28 protein-coding genes are annotated in these 25,031 nt (G+C 72.3%); 20 read left to right on the forward strand and 8 right to left on the reverse strand.

The window, feature by feature from the left end:
• The 3 genes from AAG827_RS12160 to AAG827_RS12170 all read left to right on the forward strand — a co-directional run.
• Positions 1 to 683 (forward strand): hypothetical protein (locus AAG827_RS12160; protein WP_341926266.1); only part of this gene is annotated, 683 nt, incomplete at its 5' end.
• Positions 683 to 1,222: a hypothetical protein gene (locus AAG827_RS12165; RefSeq protein WP_341926267.1), complete on the forward strand. Its 540-nt coding sequence runs from the start codon at positions 683 to 685 to the stop codon at positions 1,220 to 1,222. The genes AAG827_RS12160 and AAG827_RS12165, both read left to right, overlap by 1 nt.
• 39 nt (positions 1,223 to 1,261) lie before the next feature.
• Positions 1,262 to 2,167, forward strand: a complete 906-nt coding sequence (locus AAG827_RS12170; RefSeq protein WP_341926268.1) for a haloalkane dehalogenase — start codon at positions 1,262 to 1,264, stop codon at positions 2,165 to 2,167.
• Positions 2,168 to 2,396: 229 nt separating this feature from the next.
• Here AAG827_RS12170 and AAG827_RS12175 read toward each other — a convergent pair whose 3' ends face one another.
• Genes AAG827_RS12175 through AAG827_RS12185 form a run of 3 tightly spaced genes read right to left on the reverse strand, consistent with a single transcriptional unit; the run spans position 2,397 to position 3,891 of the window.
• Entirely contained in the window at positions 2,397 to 3,074 is a 678-nt protein-coding gene (locus AAG827_RS12175) for a TetR family transcriptional regulator (protein ID WP_341926269.1), read from the reverse strand.
• Positions 3,040 to 3,444 carry a DCC1-like thiol-disulfide oxidoreductase family protein gene (locus AAG827_RS12180; RefSeq protein ID WP_341926270.1) on the reverse strand — a complete coding sequence of 135 codons (405 nt, stop codon included), beginning with the start codon at positions 3,442 to 3,444 and terminating at the stop codon, positions 3,040 to 3,042. The genes AAG827_RS12175 and AAG827_RS12180 overlap by 35 nt, the downstream gene beginning before the upstream one ends.
• 12 nt (positions 3,445 to 3,456) lie before the next feature.
• Positions 3,457 to 3,891, reverse strand: coding sequence for a hypothetical protein (locus AAG827_RS12185; protein WP_341926271.1), 435 nt, complete (start codon positions 3,889 to 3,891; stop codon positions 3,457 to 3,459).
• 133 nt (positions 3,892 to 4,024) lie between these two features.
• Between AAG827_RS12185 and AAG827_RS12190 the strand changes: the two genes are divergently transcribed.
• A complete protein-coding gene (locus AAG827_RS12190; RefSeq protein WP_341926272.1) occupies positions 4,025 to 4,558 on the forward strand; it encodes a SigE family RNA polymerase sigma factor in 534 nt (177 codons plus the stop codon).
• On the forward strand, positions 4,558 to 5,784 hold the full coding sequence (locus AAG827_RS12195) for a hypothetical protein (protein ID WP_341926273.1): 1,227 nt from the start codon (positions 4,558 to 4,560) through the stop codon (positions 5,782 to 5,784). Before AAG827_RS12190 ends, AAG827_RS12195 begins: the two co-directional genes overlap by 1 nt.
• Before the next feature lie 31 nt (positions 5,785 to 5,815).
• Here AAG827_RS12195 and trpS read toward each other — a convergent pair whose 3' ends face one another.
• Complete coding sequence (trpS, locus tag AAG827_RS12200) at positions 5,816 to 6,820, reverse strand: tryptophan--tRNA ligase (protein ID WP_341926274.1); 1,005 nt, start codon at positions 6,818 to 6,820, stop codon at positions 5,816 to 5,818.
• A gap of 208 nt (positions 6,821 to 7,028) precedes the next feature.
• On the opposite strand from trpS, the gene AAG827_RS12205 reads away from it, so the two are divergent.
• From AAG827_RS12205 to AAG827_RS12225, 5 genes are all read left to right on the forward strand, one after another.
• Positions 7,029 to 8,225, forward strand: a complete 1,197-nt coding sequence (locus AAG827_RS12205) for an acetoin utilization protein AcuC (protein WP_341926275.1) — start codon at positions 7,029 to 7,031, stop codon at positions 8,223 to 8,225.
• Between the two features lie 152 nt (positions 8,226 to 8,377).
• Positions 8,378 to 8,584: a helix-turn-helix domain-containing protein gene (locus AAG827_RS12210; protein WP_341926277.1), complete on the forward strand. Its 207-nt coding sequence runs from the start codon at positions 8,378 to 8,380 to the stop codon at positions 8,582 to 8,584.
• 141 nt (positions 8,585 to 8,725) lie between these two features.
• Positions 8,726 to 8,827 (forward strand): AURKAIP1/COX24 domain-containing protein, encoded by a 102-nt coding sequence (locus AAG827_RS12215; RefSeq protein WP_008356322.1) that lies wholly within the window; start codon positions 8,726 to 8,728, stop codon positions 8,825 to 8,827.
• A 39-nt stretch (positions 8,828 to 8,866) separates the two neighbouring features.
• A complete protein-coding gene (locus AAG827_RS12220; RefSeq protein ID WP_341926288.1) occupies positions 8,867 to 9,955 on the forward strand; it encodes an NAD-dependent epimerase/dehydratase family protein in 1,089 nt (362 codons plus the stop codon).
• Complete coding sequence (locus AAG827_RS12225) at positions 9,948 to 11,183, forward strand: 1-acyl-sn-glycerol-3-phosphate acyltransferase (protein WP_341926289.1); 1,236 nt, start codon at positions 9,948 to 9,950, stop codon at positions 11,181 to 11,183. Before AAG827_RS12220 ends, AAG827_RS12225 begins: the two co-directional genes overlap by 8 nt.
• 107 nt (positions 11,184 to 11,290) lie before the next feature.
• Here AAG827_RS12225 and AAG827_RS12230 read toward each other — a convergent pair whose 3' ends face one another.
• The 3 genes from AAG827_RS12230 to AAG827_RS12240 form a co-directional block, all read right to left on the reverse strand.
• A complete protein-coding gene (locus AAG827_RS12230; RefSeq protein ID WP_341926290.1) occupies positions 11,291 to 12,454 on the reverse strand; it encodes a DUF5667 domain-containing protein in 1,164 nt (387 codons plus the stop codon).
• 163 nt (positions 12,455 to 12,617) lie between these two features.
• Positions 12,618 to 13,400 carry a sigma-70 family RNA polymerase sigma factor gene (locus tag AAG827_RS12235; protein ID WP_341926291.1) on the reverse strand — a complete coding sequence of 261 codons (783 nt, stop codon included), beginning with the start codon at positions 13,398 to 13,400 and terminating at the stop codon, positions 12,618 to 12,620.
• A gap of 231 nt (positions 13,401 to 13,631) precedes the next feature.
• Positions 13,632 to 14,513, reverse strand: coding sequence for an HAD-IB family hydrolase (locus tag AAG827_RS12240; protein WP_341926292.1), 882 nt, complete (start codon positions 14,511 to 14,513; stop codon positions 13,632 to 13,634).
• A gap of 80 nt (positions 14,514 to 14,593) precedes the next feature.
• Between AAG827_RS12240 and AAG827_RS12245 the strand changes: the two genes are divergently transcribed.
• From AAG827_RS12245 to ppk2, 10 genes are all read left to right on the forward strand, one after another.
• Positions 14,594 to 16,222 carry an AMP-binding protein gene (locus AAG827_RS12245; RefSeq protein ID WP_341926293.1) on the forward strand — a complete coding sequence of 543 codons (1,629 nt, stop codon included), beginning with the start codon at positions 14,594 to 14,596 and terminating at the stop codon, positions 16,220 to 16,222.
• Positions 16,219 to 16,467, forward strand: a complete 249-nt coding sequence (locus tag AAG827_RS12250; protein ID WP_341926295.1) for a glutaredoxin family protein — start codon at positions 16,219 to 16,221, stop codon at positions 16,465 to 16,467. Before AAG827_RS12245 ends, AAG827_RS12250 begins: the two co-directional genes overlap by 4 nt.
• 223 nt (positions 16,468 to 16,690) lie before the next feature.
• Entirely contained in the window at positions 16,691 to 17,350 is a 660-nt protein-coding gene (locus AAG827_RS12255) for a redox-sensing transcriptional repressor Rex (protein WP_309650289.1), read from the forward strand.
• Positions 17,347 to 18,639: a glutamyl-tRNA reductase gene (locus AAG827_RS12260; RefSeq protein ID WP_341926296.1), complete on the forward strand. Its 1,293-nt coding sequence runs from the start codon at positions 17,347 to 17,349 to the stop codon at positions 18,637 to 18,639. The genes AAG827_RS12255 and AAG827_RS12260 overlap by 4 nt, the downstream gene beginning before the upstream one ends.
• Positions 18,636 to 19,592: a hydroxymethylbilane synthase gene (gene hemC / locus AAG827_RS12265; protein ID WP_341926297.1), complete on the forward strand. Its 957-nt coding sequence runs from the start codon at positions 18,636 to 18,638 to the stop codon at positions 19,590 to 19,592. Before AAG827_RS12260 ends, hemC begins: the two co-directional genes overlap by 4 nt.
• Complete coding sequence (locus tag AAG827_RS12270; RefSeq protein WP_341926298.1) at positions 19,589 to 21,304, forward strand: uroporphyrinogen-III synthase; 1,716 nt, start codon at positions 19,589 to 19,591, stop codon at positions 21,302 to 21,304. The genes hemC and AAG827_RS12270 overlap by 4 nt, the downstream gene beginning before the upstream one ends.
• Entirely contained in the window at positions 21,301 to 22,314 is a 1,014-nt protein-coding gene (gene hemB / locus AAG827_RS12275) for a porphobilinogen synthase (RefSeq protein ID WP_341926299.1), read from the forward strand. The genes AAG827_RS12270 and hemB overlap by 4 nt, the downstream gene beginning before the upstream one ends.
• A gap of 71 nt (positions 22,315 to 22,385) precedes the next feature.
• A complete protein-coding gene (locus AAG827_RS12280) occupies positions 22,386 to 23,147 on the forward strand; it encodes a crotonase/enoyl-CoA hydratase family protein (RefSeq protein ID WP_341926300.1) in 762 nt (253 codons plus the stop codon).
• A 119-nt stretch (positions 23,148 to 23,266) separates the two neighbouring features.
• Positions 23,267 to 23,722 (forward strand): pyridoxamine 5'-phosphate oxidase family protein, encoded by a 456-nt coding sequence (locus tag AAG827_RS12285; RefSeq protein ID WP_341926301.1) that lies wholly within the window; start codon positions 23,267 to 23,269, stop codon positions 23,720 to 23,722.
• An 80-nt stretch (positions 23,723 to 23,802) separates the two neighbouring features.
• Positions 23,803 to 24,711, forward strand: a complete 909-nt coding sequence (ppk2, locus tag AAG827_RS12290; RefSeq protein WP_341926320.1) for a polyphosphate kinase 2 — start codon at positions 23,803 to 23,805, stop codon at positions 24,709 to 24,711.
• Here the strand turns inward: ppk2 and AAG827_RS12295 are convergent.
• Positions 24,708 to 25,016, reverse strand: coding sequence for a metal-sensitive transcriptional regulator (locus tag AAG827_RS12295; protein WP_341926302.1), 309 nt, complete (start codon positions 25,014 to 25,016; stop codon positions 24,708 to 24,710). The genes ppk2 and AAG827_RS12295 overlap by 4 nt on opposite strands.
• Positions 25,017 to 25,031: the final 15 nt, after the last annotated feature.

A 25,031-nucleotide genomic window follows, 5' to 3' on the forward strand; every position in this document is an offset into this window, starting at 1 on the left:
GCCCCTTCGCCTGGATGACCAGCCGCTGGGTGCGCCAGGTGCAGGCCCAGCGCTCCTACGACGTGGAGTGGCGCTTCATCTCGTTGCGCCTGCTCAACGCCCACGTCGACTACGCCAGCCACTTCCCCGAGGGTTACGACGCCGGCCACACCGCCGGCCTGAGGCTGCTGCGCGTGGCCGCCCACGTGCGTGACGGGCACGGCAACGACGGCGTCGCGCGCTACTACGAGGCGCTCGGGGGCCTGGTCTTCGACCGGTCGGTCGCCGAGGGCGGCAGCAACGACCCGTCGCGCACCGCCGAGGTGCTCGCCGAGGCGCTGGCCGCCGCAGGGCTGCCCGCCGACCTGGCCCGTCACCTCGACGACACCTCGCGCGACGCGCAGCTGCAGGCCGAGACCGACGAGGCGCTCGCGCTCACCGGCAAGGACGTCGGCACCCCGATCCTGCACATCGCGCCGCCCGAGGGTGCGGCGTTCTTCGGCCCGGTGATCAGCCGGCTGCCCTCCGACGAGGACGCCCTGCGTCTGTGGGACCACGTCGTGGGCCTCGCGACGTTCGCCGGCTTCGCCGAGCTCAAGCGCAGCCTGCGCGAGCTCCCGCAGCTGCGCGCCCTGGGCGTCGAGCCCGACCAGGTGGGCGTGGCCGAGGACTGGCACGCCGGCAGCCGACGACAGAAGAAGTAGTGGCCGGCCGCCTGCCCGCCGCCTGGGGTGCCGACGCCGACGACCTGCTGCGCGACCACCCGGCCGACTCGCTCGTCGAGCAGCCGGCCTACCCGATGACGCGTGCGGTGACGGTCGCCGCGCCGCCCGAGCTGACCTGGCGCTGGGTCTGCCAGATGGCCGTCGCGCCCTACTCCTACGACCTCGTCGACAACCTGGGCCGGCGCAGTCCGCGCGAGCTCACGCCGGGCGCCGAGGGCCTGCGGGTCGGGCAGTCGATGCTCATCATCTTCGACGTGGTCTCCGTCGACCCGGGGCGCCAGTGGACGGGCGTCACCCGACCGTCGCTGGTCAGCCGGATGGTCGGCCCCGTGTCCGTGACGTACGCCGTGCAGCCGGCCGCCGCAGGCACCTCCCGGCTGGTCGCCCGCATGGTCGCGCGGGAGCGGGGTCCGGGTGGTTGGCTCTGGGCTCGCGCGCTCGCCTGGGGCGACCTGGTGATGATGCGCAAGCAGCTGCTCACCTTGAAGGCGCTCGCGGAGCGGGACGCCCGCCGCTGACCCCTCGCCCGCTCGGGGTGGCGCTGCCAGACTGCCGCCATGGAGACCTACCGCACCCCCGACGAGCGCTTCGCCGGCCTCGAGTCCTTCTCGTGGCCGCCGTCCTACGCCGACGTGCCCGACCAGGACGGCGGCACGCTGCGCATGGCGTGGGTCGAGGCCGGACCCGCCGACGGACCGGTCGCGCTGCTGCTGCACGGCGAGCCGACCTGGTCCTACCTCTACCGCGACGTCATCCGGGTGCTCGTCGACGCCGGTGTGCGCGTCGTCGCGCCCGACCTGGTCGGCTTCGGTCGCTCGGACAAGCCGCTGGCGACGAGTGACCACAGCTTCGCCCGGCACGTGGAGTGGGTGCGATCCCTCGTCCTGGACGAGCTCGACCTGCGCGACGTCACGCTCGTCGGGCAGGACTGGGGCGGGCTGATCGGGCTGCGGCTCGTCGCCGAGCACCCCGACCGCTTCGCGGCCGTCGTCGCGGCCAACACCGGCCTGCCGACCGGCGACTTCGACATGCCCGAGATCTGGTGGCAGTTCCGCCGCGCGGTCGAGAGCGCCCCGACGCTCGACATCGGCCGCTTCGTCGAGGCGGGCTGCCTGCGCGGCCTCGCCGAGGCCGACCGCCTGGCCTACGACGCGCCGTACCCGGTCGAGGAGGCCAAGGCCGGCCCCCGCGTCATGCCCACCCTCGTGCCGACCCGTCCCGACGACCCGGCGACCGAGGCCAACCGGGCGGCGTGGGAGGTGCTGACCGCGTGGGACAAGCCGTTCCTCACGCCCTTCAGCGACGGCGACCCGATCACCGGCGCGATGGCGCCCATCCTGCGCAAGCTCGTGCCCGGCGCCGCGGGGCTCGAGCACCCGACGATCGAGGGCGCCGGCCACTTCCTCCAGGAGGACTCCGGTGAGGAGCTCGGTCGCGTCGTCGCGGCGTTCATGGGTCGCTGACCCTCCGCCGAGCCGGCGCGTGGTCGTCGCCGGTGGGCCGAGTCGGCGCAATGTCGTCGCCGGTGGGCCGAGTCGGCGAAATGTTGCAGCGTGTGGGCCGGTTGGCCTGCATCCCTTGATGAAGCGGACAGCACCCGGCCTGCAACATCGCGCCGACTCGGCGTACGGCCTGCAACATCGCGCCGACTCGGCGTGCGGCGTGCAACATCGCGCCGACTCGGCTGACGGGTCAGACCGAGCGGAGCGCCACCATCAGCTCGAGCAGGTCGTCGACGAGCCCGCGCACGACCGGGAGGCGCGAGAGCCGGGCGATCCGGTCGACCATGGGCACGACCTTCTCCACCAGCGCGTGGCTGCGGGCCTGGCCGGCGCTGTCGTCGTGCACCCAGAAGAGCACGACGCCCATCTGCATCAGCCACAGCAGGTCGGGCAGCTCGGCACGCAGCGCCGGCGCGAGCTTGAGGTCGGAGCCCTCGACGACCTGGCGGTAGAGGCGGATGCTCGCCTCGCGGGCCGCCGCTGACTCCTCGCTGAACGGCGACAGGGGGCTGGTCGGCTCGGCGGCGTTGCGGAAGAACTGCCCGGCGAACTCGTGGTCCGGCGCGGCGACCTCCAACCAGGCCCGGAGCACGCCGTGGAGCCGGCCGGCGAAGGTCGTCTCCGTGGCGAGTGCCCGCGCGGCCCGCGCCGCGTGCTCGGTCTGGATGCCGTCGTAGAACGCCTGGATCAGGGTGTCCTTGGAGGCGAAGTAGTAGTAGGCGTTGCCGACCGAGACGCCGGCCTCCTGGGCGATGGCCCGCATGGTCGTCTTGTCGTAGCCGTCGCGCCTGAAGAGCCGCATCGCGGCCTCGGCGATGGCCTGGCGGGTCTGCTCAGCCTTGGGGGAGAGGGCTGGCTGCTGCGACACAGCGATCAGGGTAGTCACCCCCTCGGGCGTGCAGGAGGTGACGCAGCCCGGCGGCGGACGTCGCAGCGCCGCGGGCCAGCGGGAGCCACTGCGGGCGGGCGAGCCGCTCGGCCAGCCCGCGGTGGGCCCGGGTGGCCCACAGTGCCATCACCCACGCGTGCTCCTGGGTCCAGATCGACCCGTCGTCGCCGACCACGGTGATCTCCTGGAGCGTCCGGGCGTGGTCGAGCGTGGGGAAGAAGTGGCGGGCCTCCGGCGACCCGGCTGCGACCAGGCGGACGGGCACCAGCAGGGCCTGCCCCTCCAGCCAGTCGCGGAAGCGCGAGCACAGCGGGCACCGCGCGTCGTAGAGGACGGTCAGCTGCTGCATGGCCGGCCGACCTCAGCGACCGGGGGCCGGGAAGGGGGCGGCGTACTGGCTCGGGTGCGGCAGCTGGCCCTGCGGCGCGACGGGGGCGGAGCGCAGCGCCTCCATCCGGCTGCGACGGCGGATCGCGTTGAAGACGTAGACGTTGAGGAAGTGCAGCACGCCGAGCGTCAGCGTGACGACGCCGATCTTGACGCTGAGCGTCTCCAGCAGCCCGCCGAGGTCGGCGACCGGGTCGCTGATGCGCAGGTAGAGGCTGACGAAGCCCAGGTTGAGCAGGTAGAAGCCGACGACCAGCAGCTTGTTGACCGCCCCGGCGAGCTCGTCGTTGCCGGCGAAGACGTCGGCGAGGAAGACCTTGCCGTTGTGGGCGAGCGTCGTGGCGACCCAGACGATCAACGGCACGCTGACGGCGAGGTAGGTGAAGTAGGTGGTGACGGTCCAGTCCATGGGGCTCTCCTGAATGCGTGGGTAAGCGTTTTGAACGTGTTCAGTTCGAGGTTCTGACGCTAGACCAAGTTTTGAACATGTTCAAGTGAGGCGTCGACCGAACCGAACCGGCTCCTGTCGGCATCCTGGGGGAGTGACCGACTTCGACGAGTTCTTCGCCGTCGCCTGGCCACGCCTGCTGCGCACCACCTACGGCGTCATCGGCGACCGCCAGCTCGCCGAGGATGCGCTGCAGACCGCCTTCGCCAAGGCGTACGCCGCGTGGTCGCGCGTCAGCCGCGCCGACGAGCCGATCGCCTACGTCCGCACGATCGCCCTCCACGCCGCGCTCGCCCAGCAGCGCAAGGCCGCCGTACGCCGCGAGACGACCGTGCGGGCGATGCCGGAGCCCGTCTCCGCGGCCGTCGCGGTCGCGGGATCAGCGGTCGAGGACGCGCTGCTCGAGCGCGACGAGGTGTGGGCCGCGATCGCCACCCTGCCACCGCGCCAGCGGGCCGTCGTGGTGCTGCGCTACTACGAGGACCTGAGCGAGCGGCAGATCGCCGAGACGCTCGGGATCCGCCCGGGCACCGTGAAGTCCCAGTCGTCCGCGGCCCTGGCCACGCTGCGGCGCCTGCTCGGCGACGCAACCAGGCAGACCGATGCACGAGCCGGAGGAGAGCACTGATGGAGCTCGAGGAACGACTCGGTCGCTCGCTGCGCGACGGCCTCGACCGGATCGACGTACGAACCGGGGACCTGGCGGCCGTCCGCGCCGACGGGGCTCGGCTGCGACGACGCCGTCGGCGCGCGGTGCTGGCCGGGGTGGCGGCCGCGGGTGTCGTGGTGTCGGTGTCCGTCGTTGCCCTGGGCGGCGACGCCGGCCGCTCCCCGGCGCCCGACCCCGCGCCACCGGTCAAGGGTCAGGGCGCCTGGGAGCGGCTCCCGGACGCGCCGGTCCCCGCCCGGTCGATGCCGCTGGTGGGCTGGACGGGCGAGGAGGTGGTCTTCGTCGGCGGTGACCCCGAGCCGTGCCCGGCCAACGCCGACTGCGACCGGGTGCCGACCGTGGCGAGCGACGGCGCTGCGTACGACGTCGAGGCCGGCACCTGGCGGGTGATCGCGGAGGCGCCGGTGGGGATGGGCTACTACTTCCGCACCACGATGGTCGGCGACACGATGGTCGTCTTCGGCGACGGGCGCTGGTGGGCCTACGACGCCGGCGACGACGCCTGGACCCGGGTGCCCGACCCGCCCGTGCCCACCCGAGACAGCGGCTCGATCTCGTCTCGTGGTGGCGAGGTCTACGCGCTGAGCCGCCAGGGCCGCGTGCAGGTGCTCGACCTCGCGGCGGGGACGTGGTCGGAGCTGCCGGCGATGCCGACACCGCTCTTCGACGCGGTGGCGGTCGCGACGTCGACGGGAGTGGCCGTCTCGGGCCGCACGTCGCCGCGAGACGTCCTGCTGACGTCGACGGTCCAACTTTGGGACGGCTCGAGGTGGACCGAGGGGTCGACCGACCAGACCAATCCCTTCCGGCACTGGACCGGGGAGCGCCTGGTGGAGCTCGACCTCCAGGGCGGCGAGAGCCCGGCCGGGACGACGATCCCTTACGGCGGCCGCCTCGACCCCGCGACCCGCGAGTGGGCCCCGCTGCCCGACCCGCCGACGTCGGCGGGCGGCGACGGCTGGTCCCTCGTCGCCGCCGACGGCCCGCTCCTGCTCGGCTGGGGCTTCGTCTACGACGACCGTGCCGAGACCTGGACGCGCGTCCCGCCGAAGCCCGACGCTGCGGTCGGTGACGGTGCGTCCGCGGTCCTGGTCGACGGCCGGGTCGTGGTGGTCGGCGGCGTCGACCCTGTGGGCGCGGGCCCGGAGGACCAACCCGCCCAGGCGTGGTCCTGGACGCCCTGACCCCGGGACCGGCCGTTCGCCCCTGCCACCATCACAGCCCCATCGCCGCCTGAGCGGCAGCGAGGACGGGGGTCGTGACCGAGACGCACCGCTCGGCGCCGGCGGCGAAGACCGAGCTGACGTGCGCCGGGTCGGCGGCGAGGTCGGCGTAGGAGGCCTGGATCGGCTCCAGGGTCGCGACGGCGGCGTCGGTGACGGCCTTCTTGAGCGCGCCGTAGGTCGTCACGCCGTCAGGCGAGCCACCGCACACGGCCAGGATCTCGAGCAGGTTGGTGACGCCCGGCTTCCGGCCACGATCGACCCGCACGGAGGAGGGACCGGTGTCGCTGTCGGTGACCGCGCGCGCGACCTTGCGCCCTACGACGTCGGGGGAGTCGAGCAGGTGGATCACTCCCGCCCCGTCCGACCGACCTCCGGTCTTGCCCATCTTGCTCGTCGGGTCGGCGAGGTCCATCACGCGTGCGCCGGACGGCGGGACCGTGATCTCGGGGACGGTGAAGACGTGGCCGTAGGTCGTGTTGAAGCGCATGGCCAGGTCGCGGGTGAGCTCGACGTGCTGGCGCTGGTCGTCGCCGACAGGCACCTGGGTGGGCCGGTAGAGCAGGATGTCGGCCGCCATCAGGGCCGGGTAGGTGTAGAGCGAGACGCGGGTCGAGGCGACGCCGCGGCCCTTCTCCTTGAACTGGATCATCCGGTTGAGCTCGCCGGTCGTCGCGACGCACTCGAGCAGGTAGCCCAGCTGGGCATGCGTCGGCACCCGGCTCTGGACGAAGAGGGTGCTGGCGTCGAGGCCGACGGCGAGCAGCAGCGTCGCCTGCTCGCGCACCAGCACCCGCAGTCGGGCCGGGTCGTGGGGGACGGTGAGGGAGTGCAGGTCGGCGATGCCGTAGAAGCAGTCGGCCTCCTGCTGTGCGGCCGCCATCGGGCGCAGCGCGCCGAGCAGGTTGCCGAGCGTCAGGTGGCCGGTCGGCTTGAGCAACGACAGCCGCCGGGTGGTGCGGGCGAGGGGGGTGCGGGCGAGGGAGGTGGTGGTCATGAGGAGCTCTCCTGGAGGTGGGCCCGCAGGAGTGCCGCCGCCCGGAGGAGTGCCCGGAAATGACGATCGGCCGCCCGCAGGCGGCCGATGTGTGGGTGCAACACGAGGTGGTCCGCCGGGTCAGGCGGGCCACCACTGGGTCGGACGGGTCGTGTGCACGGGGCGAGCATGCCACGGCGCGAGGCCGCTCGACCAGTAGGTTGCACCCATGAGCACCGCGGCGGAGTGTGAGGGTCCGGCGACGGTGGTGTTCGACGAGAGCCTGACGCAGTACAACTTCGGGCCCGAGCACCCCATGTCGCCGATCCGGGTCGACCTCACCATGCGCCTGGCCCGCGAGGTCGGGGTGTTCGACCACCACCTGCGCATCGTCGATGCCCCCATGGCCCGCGACGACCTCCTCGCCACGATCCACGGCGAGCAGCTGATCGAGGCCGTGAAGCGGATGGGGCACAACCCCGGGCCCGGCGAGGAGCACTTCGGGCTCGGCACCGACGACAACCCCGTCTTCCTCGGCATGCACGAGGCCTCGGCCCATGTCGTGGGCGCGAGCCACGAGGCGTTCCGTCAGGTGTGGAGCGGGGAGTCGCTGCACAGCGCCAACATCACCGGTGGCCTGCACCACGCGATGCGCGACCGGGCGAGCGGCTTCTGCATCTACAACGACCTCGCGGTCGGCATCCAGTGGCTCCTCGACCAGGGCGCCGAGCGCGTGGCCTACGTCGACGTCGACGTCCACCACGGCGACGGCGTCGAGAAGATCTTCTGGGACGACCCGCGCGTGCTCACCATCTCCCTGCACGAGACCGGTCAGATGCTCTTTCCCGGCACCGGCTTCCCGGTCGACCTGGGCGGCCCTGACGCGCAGGGCACGGCGGTCAACGTCGCCCTCCCGCCCGGCACCAGCGACGCGGGCTGGCTGCGCGCCTTCCACGCCGTCGTACCCGCGCTCCTGCGCGAGTTCGACCCCGACGTCCTCGTGACCCAGCACGGCTGCGACTCCCACGCCGACGACCCGCTGGCGCACCTGATGCTCAGCGTCGACGGGCAGCGCGCGGCCTACCTCGCGCTGCATGAGCTGGCGCACGAGGTGGCCGACGGCAAGTGGGTCGTCACGGGTGGCGGCGGCTACGCGCTCGTCGAGGTCGTGCCCCGGGCCTGGACCCACCTGCTCTCGATCGTCGGCGGCCGTCCCCTCGACCCGCTCCTGGAGACACCGGGAGGCTGGCGCGAGCACGTCCGCGAGCAGCTCGGACGCGGCGCCCCGCACCGGTTGACCGACGGCCGCACACCGGCCTACCGACGCTGGGAGGAGGGCTACGACCCCGACACCTGGCTCGACCGGGCGATCCACGCGACGCGCATGGAGGCCTTCCCGCTGCACGGCCTGGACCCCCAACCCTGAGGGCTCGTCAAGCCGACACGCCGACGCCTCAGAAGTTCCATTGGTGAATCTCTTCCCCACGAGTCACATCTGGCCCTATTCTCACCACGACGCGCCCGTGTGAACATCGGTGGGGAAGCCGATGCCGTGCGCAACAGAAAGTTAGGTGCGCCATGGCAACGAACACGACCGGTGATCTGTCCGAGTCCAAGTTCCTGACCATTGCCGAGGTCGCCGCGATGATGCGGGTCTCCAAGATGACGGTCTACCGCCTCGTGCACGGAGGTGACCTGCCCGCGCTGCGCGTGGGCCGATCCTTCCGCGTGCTCGAGGAGGACGTGAACAACTACCTGCGCAACAGCTTCTACGACGCCGGCTGAGTGCTCGGCTGGGCCGCCGTCGGGGTCCCTATGGTGGACCTCACCCGACCGGATTCTTCGACGCTGACCATCCACGGATAGGGTGGTGGGGTCCTCCAGGCACTTCCTGGAGCACCCGATGCAGTTTGGAGAGGTATATCCGTGGGTTCTGTCATCAAGAAGCGACGCAAGCGTATGGCGAAGAAGAAGCACCGCAAGCTGCTCAAGAAGACGCGCGTGCAGCGTCGCAAGCTCGGCAAGTAAGCCGGTCGTCGGGGATCTGACCTACGGAACGGCGGGCTGATGGCAGGCGGCGGCAAGGTCGTGCTCGTGACCGGGGTCTCTCGAGACCTCGGACGCAAGTTCGCGCGCGCCGTCGCCCTCGAGCCCGGGGTCTCCCGGGTGATCGGCGTGGACGTCGTCCCCCCTCGCGGGGACATGGGCGACGTCTCGTTCGTGCGCGCCGACATCCGCAACCCGGTCATCGCCAAGGTCATCGCCAAGGAGGACGTCGACACCGTCGTCCACATGAGCGTCATCTCGACCCCCGGCAGCGCCGGTGGTCGCAACACGATGAAAGAGCTCAACGTCATCGGCACGATGCAGCTGCTCGCGGCCTGCCAGAAGGCACCCGGGCTGCGACACCTGATCGTGAAGTCGACGACGACGGTCTACGGCGCGAGCAACCGCGACCCCGCGATGTTCACCGAGGACATGGAGCCGCGCCGCGCTCCGCGCGCCGGCTACGCCAAGGACGTCGCGGAGATCGAGGGCTACGTCCGCGGTTTCGCCCGGCGCCGTCCCGACGTCCGCGTCACGCTGCTGCGCGCCGCCAACGTCATCGGTCCCCAGGTCCTGAGCCCGATCACGTCCTACTTCCGGCTCCCGGTCCTGCCGACGGTCCTGGGCTACGACGCCCGCCTGCAGTTCCTCCACCAGCACGACCTGCTCGGCGTGCTGCGCCACAGCGTCAACGCCGACGTGCACGGCACCTTCAACATCGCCGGTGACGGGATCCTGATGCTCTCGCAGGCTGCGCGACGCCTCCAGCGGCCGACCGTCCCGATGCCCGGCTTCGCGGTCGGCAACGTCGGGTCGTTCCTCCGCTCGGCGCGGGTCGCCGACTTCTCGCCCGAGCAGCTCTCCTTCCTCACCTACGGTCGGGGCGTCGACACGACCCGGATGCGCCAGGTGCTCGGCTTCGAGCCGCGCTTCACCACCGCGGAGGCCTTCGCCGACTTCGGCAAGAGCCTCCCGACGACCGGCGGCCGCTCCGAGCGGGTGATCGCCGGGATCGCGCGCCAGCTGCCCGAGCCGGGCTCCACCAGGGGCGGAGCCTCCGAGGCGTCCGGCCTCGTCGAGATCGGCCCGGGAGGAGTCCGCCGTGGGTGACGCCGAGATCATCCCCATCGGGACCCGCGGCCGACCGGGCCGCGGCACCGGCAAGCAGCCGAGCAGCGCCGCGCGCAGCCTGGCTCCCGGTGCCAAGCCCAAGCCGGCCGCCACGAAGGCGAGCCCGCCCCGGCGCGCGGCCCCGACCGAGAAGCCCGCCGACACCGTCGACCCGCTGCTCGACGCCGCCGGCAAGCCGGTCATCGAGACCGACCCGACGGCGACCCGCTCGGAGACCCCGGTCATCGAGAGCACGCCCGTCATCGAGGAGGCCAGCACCGCCACGGCGCCGCTGGTCTCGCCCGCGACCACCAAGAGCCGCCACCCCCTGGGCGGCATCCCCAGCAAGGACTGGCTCGCCGCCTTCCAGCACGCCGCCCGCGAGGTCTTCGGTGAGCAGTGGGAGCCCCAGCTGGCCCGCTTCCTGGCCTTCCTGCGCCGCCGCGTGACCGGCGACTACGTCGTGGACGAATACGGCTTCGACCAGGAGGTCACCCAGCGCTTCTTCATGGCGGCGCTGCGACCGATCGCGGAGAAGTGGTTCCGCATCGAGGTCCGCGGCATCGACAACATCCCCGCCGACGGGGGTGCGCTGGTCGTCTCCAACCACTCCGGCACGATCCCGGTCGACGGGCTCATGACGATGGTCTCGATCCACGACCACACCGGTCGATTCCTCCGTCCTCTCGGGGCCGACCTGGTCTTCTCGATGCCGCTCGTCAGCAGCCTGGCCCGCAAGGGCGGAGCCACGCTGGCGTGCAGCGAGGACGCCGAGAGGATGCTGCGCGGCGGCGAGCTCGTGGGCGTCTGGCCCGAGGGCTTCAAGGGCATCGGCAAGCCCTACGCCGACCGCTACAAGCTCCAGCGCTTCGGTCGCGGCGGCTTCGTGTCGGCCGCGCTGCGCACCGGCGTCCCGATCGTGCCCCTCGCGGTGGTCGGAGCCGAGGAGATCTACCCGCTGGTCGGCAACATCCCCGGTCTGGCGCGCATCCTCGGGGTGCCCTACATCCCGATCACGCCGTTCTTCCCGCTGCTCGGCCCGCTCGGCCTGGTGCCGCTGCCGTCCAAGTGGTTGCTGGAGTTCGGCGAGCCGATCCGCACCGACGACTACGACGGCGCGGCCAGCGACGACCCGATGCTGGTCTTCAACGTGACCGACCAGGTCCGCGAGACCATCCAGCAGACGCTCTACTCGCTGCTGATGCAGCGCCAGTCCGTCTTCCGCTGATGGCGCCGGCGCCGGCGCCTCGCCGACGCCTCGCCGACGCCTCGCGGGCCACCGACGCAACGACGCCCCCGATCCGTGGGACCAGGGGCGCGTCTAGGGCAGCGACGTCAGTCGAGCAGACCGATCACACCGTCGACGGTGTCCTCGAGGACCTCGCCGAGGTCGGGCTGGTCGGCCGGCACCGACGGTGAGGGCGCGGAGCCACCACCGGTCAGGCCCTCGGTCAGGTCGGTGACGGGGTTGTCGTCCTCGCCCGCCGGGGCCTCGCTCGGCTCGGGCGTGCCCGGCTGCTCGACGACGGGCGGCTTGGTGGGCTGGGCAGCGGGCGGCCCGGTCGTCTGACCGTCGCCGCGGTTGCCGCCCCGTCCGGGCTTGCCCTCGCCAGAGCCGGAGCCGGAGCCGGAGGTGCCGCTCGTCGGGGTCGGCGAGCCGCCCGTGACGCTGGCGAGCAGGTCGCCGACGCCGTTGAGCACGAACTCGGGGATCTCGGTCAGACCCTTGACGACGCAGTTGGGGCACAGGGCGACGGCCTGCTGGTCGATCTGGGTGAGGACCTGGGCGGCCTGGACGAGCGCGCTGCGGGCACCCTCCGGCACGAGGCCCTCGAGCTCCTGGAGCGCGGTCATGCTGTCGGACGCGAAGGTGCGCAGCTCCGAGATGTCCGCCTCTTGACCGGTCGACTCGTAGGAGGCGAGCAACAGGTCGGAGGCCTCGGTCGCCTGCGTCGTGAACGCCTGGAGGGTCTCGGCGATGGCCAGCGTGGCGCTGTCGCGCTTCTCGCGGCTGAGCTCGTCGACCTCCTCCAGTCGCCCGGAGGCGTTGGCCAGCAGCGTCGAGCCCTTGTCGCCCTCGTCGACCTGCACGCCCGCCTGGGCGTTCTCGAGGGCCCGCTTGAGCGGGTAGAGGGTGTCGCCGGGCAGCGCGGTCTGGGCGGCCACGGCCATCGAGGTGGTGGCGCCGACGATGGCGAAGCCGCCCATGGCGACGGCGATGCGGCGCTCGCGCGGCGTGCGGCGGGGGGCGACGGTCAGGCGCGCCTTGAGCTCGGCGTCGGTCGAGGGGGCCAAGGCGGTCTCGGCGGCGATCATCAGCCGCTCACGCAGGTCGGCGACGAAGGCCGGCCGCGCCCGGACCGGGGTGACCTGCCGCATCGCCTCGACGAGCTCGAGGACGTCGACGTAGCGCGCATCGGTCAGCTCGCTGGTCGAGGCGCTCTCGACCAGGGAGTTGAACTCCTCGGCGCGTCGTCGCGCCGTGAATGCGGGTGTCATCGGGTCCATCCTGTGGTCGTGCTGGGTGCGGGTCGTGCCAGCGAGGTAAGAGGTGCTGACATCGGGCTCAACGACGGGTCGACCACGGAAGTTACGCGGGCGGGCTGATGCAAATACGTGGCCAGCGACACGGTCCCTGCGGGAACAAATCCGGACACCGCGATCACCCCCTGATCCCGTCGGGCATCAGCTTGGCGAGGTTGCGGACCCCGCGGAGCTGGAGCTGCTTGACGGCGCCGTCGCTGCGACCCAGGACGGCCGCGGTCTCGGCGATGCTCATGCCCTGCAGGAAGCGCATGACCAGGCAGTCGCGCTGCTCCTCGGGGAGCTCGGTGAGCGCCTTGAGCAGGATCTCGTTGGTGAGGCCGGCGAGGACGGCCATCTCCGGCCCCTCGGTGGTGTCGTCGTGCGCCCCCATGTCCTCGGTGGTCAGCTCGAGGCGGGTGCGCCCGGCCTTGAAGTGGTCGGTCGCGAGGTTGCGGGCGATGGTCATGAGCCAGGCGCCGAAGTCCTTGCCCTGCCACCGGAAGTTGGTCATGCTCCGCAGCGCCCGGAAGAACGTCTCCGAGGTGAGGTCCTCGGCCAGGGTCGAGGAGCGGGTGCGGTAGAAGAGGAAGCGGTAGACCGAGGACTGGTAGTGGTCGTAGAGGAGGCCGAAGGCGTCGGCGTCACCCTTGCGGGCCAGCTCGACGAGGGCGATGAGACGGGTGCGCTCGGCCTCGTCCTCCTCCGAGGACGTCGCGAGGTCGGCGTCGCCGTAGGCTCCGCCGCCCGATCCCAGGCCGGCTCCTCCGCCGAGCGGGTGGTGGCTGTCGTCAGCCAGTGCCTCGGCGCTCAGGACCTGCGCGCCCCCCGCGAGCAGTGGCTGCTCGACCAGGATCAGGCGCGCGACGAGCTCGCGCAGGGCATCCAGCCCGCGCTGCGTGTCACGACCGTTCGACGGCATGCTGATGAGAGACCCTCCCCGCTGAGGCGTGCCCCCCGGCGCCCTGTCTTCCGATCGTAGGCCAGTTGGCTACCGGCGGGGAACAAATCCGGGGTTGTCCGGTCCAGACCACAGGGCCCGGAAGGCGTGATCGTGTGCGGCTGTGCCCGGGCGCTCCGTGGGTCATGCCCGAATGGCTCCGGATAGGCCTGAATCTGTCGACGTCCGGGCGGCCCGGGCGTCCAGGGCGGTTCAGCGGCGCTTGCGGAACGCCACCCCGGCCGCCACGGTGCCCGACGCGGCGCCGGCGAGGGCGCCGACGACCAGGCCGGCCCGCGCGGCCTTGCGACCGGTGCGGTAGTCGCGGATCCGCCAGCCTGCGGCGCGGGCGTGGGCGCGCAACCGGGGGTCGGGGTTGATCGCGACGGGGTCGCCCACCAGCGAGAGCATCGGCAGGTCGTTGGCGGAGTCGGAGTAGGCCGAGCAGGTGGCCAGGTCGAGCCCTTCGCGCTCCGCGAGCGCCTGCACGGCGACGGCCTTGGCCGGGCCGTGGAGCATGTCGCCGACGAGACGGCCGGTGTAGACGCCGTCGACGTGCTCGGAGACGGTGCCCATGGCCCCGGTCAGGCCGAGACGGCGGGCGATGATCGTGGCGATCTCGATGGGGGCCGCGGTCACGAGCCAGACGCGCTGCCCCTGGTCGAGGTGCATCTGGGCCAGCGCGCGGGTGCCGGGCCAGATCCGGTGGGCCATGGCCTCGTCGAAGATCTCCTCGCCCAGCTCCTCGAGCTCGGCCACGGTGTGGCCGGCGATGAAGCTGAGGGCGGAGTTGCGGGCCTCGGCGACGTGCTCGGGGTCCTCGACCCCCACGACGCGGAAGTAGGCCTGCTTCCACGCGGCCCCGAGGATGTCGCGCGTCGTGAAGAAGTCGCGTCGGTGCAGACCTCGGGCCAGGTGGAAGATGCTCGCGCCCTGCATGACGGTGTTGTCGACGTCGAAGAACGCCGCCGACGTGAGGTCCGCCGGGGTGAGCAGGGCGCTCTCGACCTCGGCCGCCGCGGCCGCTGCCTCCCCGGCCAGCGTCGAGCGTTGCTGGAGGTTCAGCGGCTTGTGGTGCTTGTCCGGCGGCGACACGCGCTCAGGGTAGCCCTCGACGACGCGGGCGTCGTACGACGTGCCCCGGCGTCTGCGGCGAGGTGTGGAAGTATCACCGCATGTCTGGCCAGCTCTCGTCCCCGGTCGCGCGCGACGTCGCTGATCTCGTGGCCACGGCTGCCGCCGAGAGTCCCGACCGCCTCGCGGTCGTCGAGGCCGGCGGACGCAGCGTCACGTGGGCCCAGCTCGACGACGAGGTCGGTCGGGTCGCCACCGGGCTCGGTGCCGCCGGCATCGTCGCGGGACTGCGCGTGATGGCCGTCGTCGGCAACCGCATCGAGTTCATCACGACCTATCTCGGCACCCTGCGCGCCCAGGCCGTCGCCGTGCCGGTCAACCCCAACGCGACCCCCGGCGAGCTCGCCCGGATGATCGCCGACTCCGGCTCCCGGATGGTGGTGGCCGACGGCAACGCCGTGACCCGGGTGCGGGAGGCCGTCGCGCTGCTGGACCGTGCGCTGTCCGGCGAGCTCGAGGGGGCCGACGACATCGACCCCGCGGTGCTCCAGCGGCTGACCCTGCCGCGGGTGGTGGTCATCGGCGCGACGCTGCTCCCGGGCGAGCGCTCCTACGACCACCTGCGCGCCGAGAAGGCCCGCGCCGTCCCGCCGCTCCAGGACCCCGAGAAGCTCGCGGCCCTGCTCTACACCAGCGGCACGTCGGGCCGCCCGCGCGCCGCGATGCTCACCCACCGCGCGCTGATCGCCAACATCGAGCAGGCCGCCGACGTCGATCCGCCGATGATCCACGGCGACGACGTGGTGCTCGGGGTGCTGCCGATGTTCCACGTCTACGGCCTCAACGCGGTGCTCGGCGGGGTGCTGCTGCACCGCGCCAAGCTGGTGCTGGCCGAGCGCTTCGACCCGCAGGGCACCCTCGACCTCATCGACGACGAGGCGTGCAGCGTGGTGCCGATCGCGCCGCCGGTGTTCGCCTACTGGCGCTCGGTCGAGGGGCTCGAGGAGCGCCTCGGCCCGGTCCGGCTGGTGCTCAGCGGCTCGGCGCCGTTGGCGCCCGAGGTCATCGAGGAGTTCACGGCGCGCACCGGCATCGCGGTGCACCAGGGCTACGGGCTCACCGAGGCCTCCCCGGTGGTCACCAGCACCCTCCGGTCGGCTGTGCTGCAGACCGGCTCGGTCGGGGCTGCGCTGGAGGGCATCGAGATCCGGCTCGTCGACGAGGCCGGCGAGATCCCCGTCGGCGACGACCCCGGCGAGATCCAGGTCCGCGGGGCCAACCTGTTCAGCGGCTACTGGCCCGACGGTGCCGACGGGCCCGACGACGACGGCTGGTGGTCGACCGGGGACGTCGGCTTCCTCGACGCCTCGGGCGACCTCTTCCTGGTCGACCGTCTCAAGGAGCTGGTCATCGTGTCGGGCTTCAACGTCTATCCCGTGGAGGTGGAGGAGGTCATCGGCGAGGTCCCCGGAGTCACCGAGGTCGCCGTGATCGGCGTCCAGGACGCCGTGACCGGCGAGGCCGTCGTGGCCTACGTCGTGGCACCCGGAGGCGACCCGGCGACCGTCGGGTCCGCCGTACGCGACCACTGCGCGCAGCGCCTCGCCCGCTTCAAGCAGCCCAGCCGCATCGAGGTCGTCGACACCCTCCCGCTCACCGGCACGGGCAAGGTGCAGAAGGGCCGCCTGCGAGGCCTCGAGCGGCGCCGGGCCCTGGGGATCCTGGAGTGAGCGGGACGAGCCCCCGGGTCACGCTCTACAGCCGGCCCGGCTGCCACCTGTGCGACGACGCGCGCGTCGTGGTCGAGGCCGTGTGCGCCGAGCTGGGGGAGTCGTTCACCGAGGTCTCCATCGACGACGACCCCGAGCTCACCCGCCGCTTCGGCGAGGAGATCCCGGTGACGTTCGTCGACGGCCGCCAGCACGACTTCTGGCGCGTCGACGCGACCCGGCTGCGGGTGGCTCTCGCGCGCTGAGCGCGTCGTGCCCGCCCGCCTCACCGACGACCACACCGCCGCAGGAGGCGTCGGTCGCGGACCCGCTGCGGGTGGGTCATCTCACATGTGCTAGCCCATGACGCCTGAGCGGCGTCGGCTCGTTTTGTTCTCCCGTTCACAAACTCCTACAGTGATCTGGCCGCACCCCCGGAGGGCCTCGGACGGGGCTCCCTGATCGTGGCGTGCGACTGGAAAGAAGACAGTGACCGCACGGACAACGAGTGAGACTGCCCGGGACATTCCCGAGGCGACGGTCGCTCGCCTGCCCGTCTACCTGCGGGCCCTGACGACCCTGGTCGAGGCCGGCACGCAGACGTGCTCGAGCGAGGACCTCGCCGCTGCCGCCGGGGTCAACAGCGCCAAGCTCCGCAAGGACCTGTCCTACCTCGGCTCCTACGGCACCCGCGGGGTCGGCTACGACGTCGACTACCTGCGCTACCAGATCGCCCGCGAGATCGGCGTGACCCAGGACTGGCCGGTCGTCATCGTCGGCATCGGCAACCTCGGTCATGCCTTGGCCAACTACTCCGGCTTCCGCAGCCGCGGCTTCCGCGTCGTCGCGCTGCTCGACGCCGACCCCGAGCGCCACGACGAGGTCGTCGCCGGCGTCGACGTGCGGGCCTTCGACGACCTCGAGCAGATCGTCGCCGAGCAGGGCGTCGCCATCGGCGTCATCGCCACTCCCGCCCTGGCCGCCCAGGACGTCGCCGACCGGATGGTCGCCTGCGGCATCACCAGCATCCTCAACTTCGCCCCCTCGGTCCTCTCGGTCCCGGACGGCGTGGACGTGCGCAAGGTGGACCTGTCCATCGAGCTGCAGATCCTCGCCTACCACGAGCAGCGGAAGGCCCAGAGCGCATGAGCGTCCTCGTCGTCGGAATCTCCCACAACTCCGCCCCCGTCTCCCTCCTGGAGCGGGTCGCGCTCGACGCCGACGGGGTCAGCAAGCTCATCCACGACGCCTCGGCGAGCGAGCACGTCACCGAGGCCACGGTCATCTCGACCTGCAACCGGGTCGAGATCTACACCGAGGTCGACCGCTTCCACGGCAGCGTCGAGGAGCTCTCCCGACTGCTCGTCGAGCACGCGGGGGAGTCGACCGAGTCGATGCTCCCGCACCTCTACGTCCACTACGACGACGGTGCTGTCTCCCACCTCTTCCAGGTCGCCGCCGGGCTCGACTCGATGGCCGTCGGCGAGGCGCAGATCCTGGGCCAGACCCGCGAGGCGCTGCGCCTGGGGCAGGAGATGGGCACGGTCGGCTCCGCGCTCAACCTGCTCTTCCAGCAGGCGCTGCGCGTCGGCAAGCGCTCGCGCGCCGAGACCGACATCGACCGCGTCGCCCCCTCGTTGGTCTCCGCCGCGCTCGAGCGCTCCGAGGCCGCCATCGGCCCGGTCACCGGCAAGCGGGTGCTGGTCGTCGGCGCCGGCGCCATGGCCGGGCTGGCCACCGCGACGGTGGCCCGGCTCGAGCCCGCCGAGGTGACCGTCGTCAACCGCACCGTCGGTCGTGTGGAGCGCCTCGTGACCGAGTACGGCGTCCGCGCCGGCGCCATGGGCGACCTCGCCGTCGAGATCGCCCGGGCCGACATCCTCATCAGCTGCACCGGCGCGACCGGGGTCCTGGTCACGCGCGACATGCTCCTCACCGCACGCCCCGACGCCCGACCGCTGTCGGTCATCGACCTGGCCCTCCCGCACGACATCGAGCCCGCCGTGGGCGACCTCCCGGGCGTCACGCTGATCGGCCTGGCCGACCTCGCCGAGGTGCTCCAGGACTCCGACGCCGGCCGCGAGGTCTCCGACGTGCGCTCCATCGTCACGCAGGAGGTCACCGCCTTCCTCGCCGCGCGCCGCCAGGCCCAGGTCACGCCCACCGTGGTGGCGCTGCGCTCGATGGCGACCTCGGTCGTCGACGCCGAGATGAGCCGTCTCGTCGGTCGGCTACCCGAGCTCGACGAGTCGGCCCGCCTCGAGATCCTCCACACCGTGCGCCGCGTCGCCGACAAGCTGCTCCACGAGCCCACCGTGCGGGTCAAGGAGCTCTCCAACGAGCAGGGAGCGGTGTCCTACGCCGCGGCCCTGGCCGAGCTCTTCGCGCTCGACCCCGAGGCCGTCGTGGCCGTCACGCGTCCGGAGGGCCTCACATGAGTGCTCCCCTCCGCATCGGCACGCGTGCGTCCCTGCTGGCGACCACCCAGGCCGGCCACGTCGCCGAGATGATCCGCACCACGCTCGGGCGTGAGGCGGTGCTGGTCGAGGTCTCCACCGAGGGCGACCGCACGCAGGCCTCCGGTGTGCCCCTCGAGGCCATCGGCGGCACCGGTGTCTTCGTCAGCGCCCTGCGCGACGCGTTGCTCGCGGGCGAGGTCGACGTCGCCGTGCACTCCCTCAAGGACCTCCCGACCTATCCCGCCGAGGGCATCACGCTGGCCGCGGTGCCGTTGCGCGAGGACCCGCGCGACGTGGTCGTCGCCCGCGACGGCCTCACCCTCGGCGAGCTGCCCGTCGGCAGCCGGGTCGGCACGGGCTCCCCGCGCCGCGTCGCCCAGCTGCACGCCCTCGGCCTCGGTTTGGAGGTCGTGGGCGTTCGTGGCAACGTCGACTCCAGGATCAGCAAGGTCCGCTCCGGGGAGTACGACGCGGTCGTGCTCGCCAGGGCGGGACTCTCCCGGATCGGTCGTCTCGACGAGGCCACCGAGGTGCTCGACCCGCTCCAGATGCTCCCTGCCCCCGGGCAGGGCGCGCTGGGCATCGAGTGCCGCTCGGAGGGTGGTCTGGCCGAGGAGCTGGCGCGTCTCGAGGACGCGCACACCCGCTCGGCCGTGGACGCCGAGAGGGCCGTGCTGGCCACCCTGGAGGGTGGTTGCTCGGCACCGATCGGAGCTCTGGCCGAGGTCGCGGAGGGTGACGAGGGAGACGAGATCTGGGTGCGGGCGATCGCGCTCTCGCTCGACGGGGGCCTGTCGGTTCGGATGTCCGCATCCGGCGCCCCCGCTGACGCCACCGGCGTCGGCAACCGCCTGGCGGGCGAGATGCTCGCCGACGGTGCAGGACAACTGAATCAACCGACAGACCCATCAGCAGAGGTGCAGAACGCATGACGCGAGGCAAGACCACAGGCACGACCCAGGGCAGCACCCAGGGCACGACCAAGGCCGCCACCCGTGGCTGGGTGTCGTTCGTGGGCAGTGGCCCCGGCGACCCCGACCTGCTGACCGTGCGAGCCGTCGAGCTCATCAAGCAGGCCGAGGTGGTCGTCACCGAGTCGCCCGAGCACGCCGGCCTGGTCCGGACGCTGCTGGGCCTGCCCGAGCCCGTCGAGGCCGAGGACACCGCTGAGGGCGAGAGCGACGTCGTCCCCGAGGTCACCGGCCCCGAGCTGGTCGACGGTGGCTTCGGCGAGGACGGCCAACCACTGACCCACGCCGCGCGCGCCAAGGTCGTCGTCAAGCACGCCAAGAAGGGGCTGCGCGTCGTCCGCCTGCTCTCCGGCGACCCGTTCCTCTACGCCTCCGGGCCCGAGGAGGCCCAGGCCGTCGCCAAGGCGGGCATCGGCTTCGAGGTCGTCCCGGGCGTCTCCTCCGTCGGCGCGGTCCCGGCCTACGCCGGCATCCCGCTGACCACCAAGGACCACCGCGAGATGTCGGTGATCACCTGCGGCGACAAGGTCGACTGGTCGGCCTACGCCGACGACCGCACCCTGGTGCTGCTCTCCGCCGTCGGCCAGATCGGGGACATCGCCAAGGCGCTCATGCTCGCCGGTCGCTCGCCGGAGACCCCGGTCGCCATGACCCGCGTCGGCACCACCACCGAGCAGTCCACCGTCACCTCGACGCTCGAGCACATCGCGAGCGACGCCCGCGCCGCCCGCATGGCGCCGCCGGCGATCGTCGTGGTCGGCAAGGTCGTCAACCTGCGCGAGACGCTGTCCTGGTTCGAGAGCAAGCCGCTCTTCGGCTGGCGCGTGCTGGTGCCCCGCACCAAGGACCAGGCCGGCGCCCTCTCCTCGCGGCTGCGCGGCTACGGCGCGGTGCCCGAGGAGGTCCCGACGATCTCGGTCGAGCCGCCGCGCAACCCGCTCCAGATGGACAAGGCCGTGCGCGGCCTCGTCGAGGGTCGCTACGAGTGGATCGCCTTCACCTCCGTCAACGCCGTCAAGGCCGTGCGCGAGAAGTTCGAGGAGTACGGCCTCGACGCCCGCGCCTTCTCGGGCCTCAAGATCGCCGCGGTCGGTGACAAGACCGCCCAGGCCATCGCCGCCTGGGGCCTGCGCGCCGACCTGCTGCCCTCGGGCGAGCAGTCGGCCGCCGGTCTGCTGGCCGACTGGCCTGAATACGACGACCTGCTCGACCCGATCAACCGGGTCTTCCTGCCGCGGGCCGACATCGCCACGGAGAACCTCGTGGCGGGCCTGGTCGACCTGGGCTGGGAGTGCGACGACGTCACCGCCTACCGCACCGTGCGGGCCACGCCGCCGCCGGCGCCGACGCGCGACGCGATCAAGACCGGCAAGTTCGACGCGGTCGTGTTCACGTCGTCCTCGACCGTGCGCAACCTGGTCGGCATCGCCGGCAAGCCGCACCCCTCGACGATCATCGCCGTCATCGGCCCCGCGACCGCCAAGACGGCCGAGGAGCACGGGCTGCGGGTCGACGTGCTCTCGCCCAAGCCCGACATCGACGTCCTCACCGACGCGCTGGCCGACTTCGGTGCAGCGCGCCGCGTGGCGATGATCGAGGCCGGTGAGCCCGTCACCAAGCCGTCCGCGCGCAAGCCGTCCGGTCGTCGTACGAAGGCCACCTCGTCGCGATGACACCCGGCTCCGGAGAGGTGCGCGGGCCCGAGGTGTCGGGACCGGTCGTGCGGCCGCGCCGCCTGCGCACCACTCCGGCGCTGCGCCGCATGGTCGCCGAGACCTCGGTCGAGGCGCGCCAGCTGGTGCTGCCGCTCTTCGTCCGTGAGGGTCTCGACGAGCCGCGGCCGATCTCCTCGATGCCGGGTGTGGTGCAGCACTCCCGCGCCTCGGCGCGCGCTGCCGTCGCCGAGGCGGCCGAGCTCGGGCTGGGGGGCGTCATGCTCTTCGGCATCCCGGAGACCAAGGACGCCGAGGGCTCCGGCGCGCTCGACCCCGACGGCATCCTCAACGTCGCGATCGTCGACGCGGTCGCCGAGGTCGGTGACGCCCTGACGGTCATGAGCGACCTGTGCCTCGACGAGTTCACCGACCACGGCCACTGCGGCGTGCTCACCCCCGACGGCCGCGTCGACAACGACGCCACCTTGGCGGCCTACGCCGAGATGGCCCGCGTGCAGGCCGCCGCCGGCGTCCACATGGTCGGCCCGAGCGGGATGATGGACGGCCAGGTCGGGGTGATCCGCTCCGCGCTCGACGCCGCCGGTCACCAGGACGTGTCGATCCTGGCCTACTCCGCGAAATACGCCTCCGCCTTCTACGGCCCCTTCCGCGAGGCCGTCGACTCCTCGCTCCAGGGCGACCGGCGCACCTACCAGCAGGACTCCGCCAACGCCGTCGAGGGCGTCCGCGAGGCGCTGCTCGACATCGAGCAGGGCGCCGACATCGTCATGGTGAAGCCCGCCCTGGCCTACCTCGACGTGCTGCGCCGGGTCCGTGACGCGGTCTCGGTGCCCGTCGCTGCCTACAACATCTCCGGTGAGTACTCCATGGTCGAGGCCGCTGCCGCCCGCGGCTGGATCGACCGCGAGCCGGCCATCCTCGAGACGCTCGGCTCGATCCGGCGCGCCGGCGCCGACGTGATCCTGACCTACTGGGCTGCCGAGGCCGCGCGGTTGCTGCGGCGCTGACGGCCTGCTCGGCGGCAGCGGGGGTCCTAGGGTGGGCGGCACCCACCGCAGCCGCTCAGAGAGGCGCCACCATGTCCGAGGTCCTGGTCGAGGCACGCGACGGCGTGCAGGTCATCACGATCAACCGCCCCGAGGCCCGCAACGCCATCAACGGCGCGGTGGCCCGGGGCATCTCCGCGGCCATCGACGAGCTCGGGGCCAGTGACGAGCTCCGGGTCGCGGTGCTCACCGGCGCCGGCGGCACGTTCTGCGCGGGCATGGACCTCAAGGGCTTCCTCACCGGCGACGTGCCGATCGTCGAGGGGCGCGGCTTCGGCGGGCTCACCGAGGGGCCGCCGCGCAAGCCGCTGATCGCCGCGGTCGAGGGCTACGCCGTGGCGGGCGGCTTCGAGCTGACCCTCGCGTGCGACCTGGTCGTCGCCGCGGAGGACGCCAGCTTCGGGGTGCCCGAGGTCAAGCGCGGCCTGGTCGCTGCCGCCGGGGCGGCGCTGCTGCTGCCGCAGCGGATCCCGCAGGCGATCGCGCTCGAGATGCTCATGACCGGCGCCTCGATCGATGCCGCCCGCGCGGCCCAGCTGGGCCTGGTCAACCGCGTGACCGCGAAGGGTGGCGCGCTCGACGGTGCCCTCGAGCTGGCCCACCAGGTCGCCGCCAACGGGCCGCTGGCGGTGGCGGTGAGCAAGCAGATCGCCCGCTCCGCACGTGACTGGTCGACCGAGGAGGGCTGGGCCCGGCAGGCCGAGCTGACCATGGAGGTCTTCGGCTCCCAGGACGCCCAGGAGGGCGCCACCGCGTTCGCCGAGAAGCGGCCGCCGGTCTGGACGGGCCGCTGAGTCGTCGCCCGACGAAGGACCGGCGGCCAGGGGACCAACGGCCCTGCCGGGCAGGTGTCCGCCGACCTAGCGTGGAGGTCCGGGTGGTGCTCCGGCCGCCCGCTCCCGAGGAGGCCGTCATGCCCTACACCGAGTCCCCGGTCCGCGAGCTCAGCTCGGAGGAGTGCTGGTCGCTGCTCGACAGCGAGGAGATCGGTCGGTTGGCCTACCGGCTCGTCGACGAGATCCACGTCGTGCCCCTCAACTACGTCGTCGACCAGGGTGAGCTGCTCTTCCGCACGACGCCCGGCAACAAGCTCTTCGCTGCGGCGCTCCACTCGGAGGTCGCCTTCGAGATCGACTGGTTCGGCGACGAGGTCGCCTGGTCGGTCGTGGCTCGCGGCACGATGCGGGTCCTCGACGAGGTCGAGGAGCACCGGGTGGACGGCCTGCCGCTGCGGCCCTGGGTCGCCACGTTGAAGTACGACGTCGTCAGCGTGACGCCCACGGTCGTCACCGGTCGCACGTTCACGCTGGACCGCTCGTCCGGTGACGGGCCGGGCGGCACCGCCGGCGACCCTGCGGCGCTGCGGTGACCACGCGACGTACCCCCGGAGCGGTGTCCGAGGTCCCCGCCCCCGTCGGGCGTCCGGGCCACGCCGAGGAGCTCGACGAGATCGCGGAGCTCTCCCAGTCGCTGCTCCGCGAGGGACACGAGTACGACGACGTCCCCGGCCCGGATGGGCTGCCGCCGTGGCGCGAGGGCTACCCCTACGAGCACAAGCTGTCACGGGCCCGCTACGAGAAGACCAAGCGCAAGCTCCAGATCGAGCTGCTCAAGCTCCAGGCGCACATCAAGGAGACCGACCAGAAGGTCGCCATCCTCTTCGAGGGGCGCGACGCGGCCGGCAAGGGCGGGTCGATCAAGCGCTTCATGGAGCACCTCAACCCCCGTGGCGCGCGGGTCGTGGCCCTCAGCGTGCCGACCGAGCGCGAGCGCACGCAGTGGTACTTCCAGCGCTACGTCGAGCACCTGCCCAGCGGCGGGGAGATCGTGCTCTTCGACCGGTCCTGGTACAACCGGGCCGGCGTGGAGCGGGTGATGGGCTACTGCTCGCCCCAGCAGTACCTCGGGTTCATGCGCGAGGCCCCGGAGTTCGAGCGGATGCTGGTGCACGCGGACATCCACCTCTTCAAGCTGTGGTTCTCGGTGTCCCACGACGAGCAGGCGGCCCGCTTCGCCGCCCGGTCGCTGGACCCGGTGAAGCAGTGGAAGCTGTCGCCGACCGACCTCGCCAGCCGTGACAAGTGGGCCGACTACACCGCGGCCAAGGAGGCGATGTTCTTCTACACCGACACCGGGGACGCGCCGTGGACGGTGGTGAAGTCCAACGACAAGCGCCGCGCACGGCTCGAGGCGATGCGGGTGGTGCTGGCGGCGTTCGACTACCCGTCCAAGGACCTCAAGGTCGTCGGCACGCCCGACCCGCTGGTGGTGGGCCCGGCGTCACGTGTCCACGAGCGGGGCGAGGACCCCGGCCGCCTCTTTCCGCGGCTCCGCGCCTCCGGGGACGAGGGGCCCTAGGACCTGACGAGCCGCGCGATCGCGTCGGCGGCCTCCTTGAGCTTGGCCTCGCCCTCGGGTCCGCCGGCCTTGGCGGCCTCGACGACGCAGTGCGCCATGTGCTCGTCGAGCAGACCGAGCGCGACCGACTGGAGCGCCTTCGTCATCGCGGAGATCTGCGTGAGGATGTCGATGCAGTACTGCTCCTCCTCGACCATCCGCTGCAGCCCTCGGGCCTGGCCCTCGATGCGCCGCAGCCGCTTGAGGTAGGCGTCGCGGTGCTGGTGGTGCACGTAGCCGGGCTCGATCTCGTCAGGAGTGCTCACGCGAGGAGGCTATAC

The sequence above is a fragment of the Nocardioides psychrotolerans genome, assembly GCF_943371775.1.
Classification (GTDB): domain Bacteria; phylum Actinomycetota; class Actinomycetes; order Propionibacteriales; family Nocardioidaceae; genus Nocardioides; species Nocardioides psychrotolerans_A.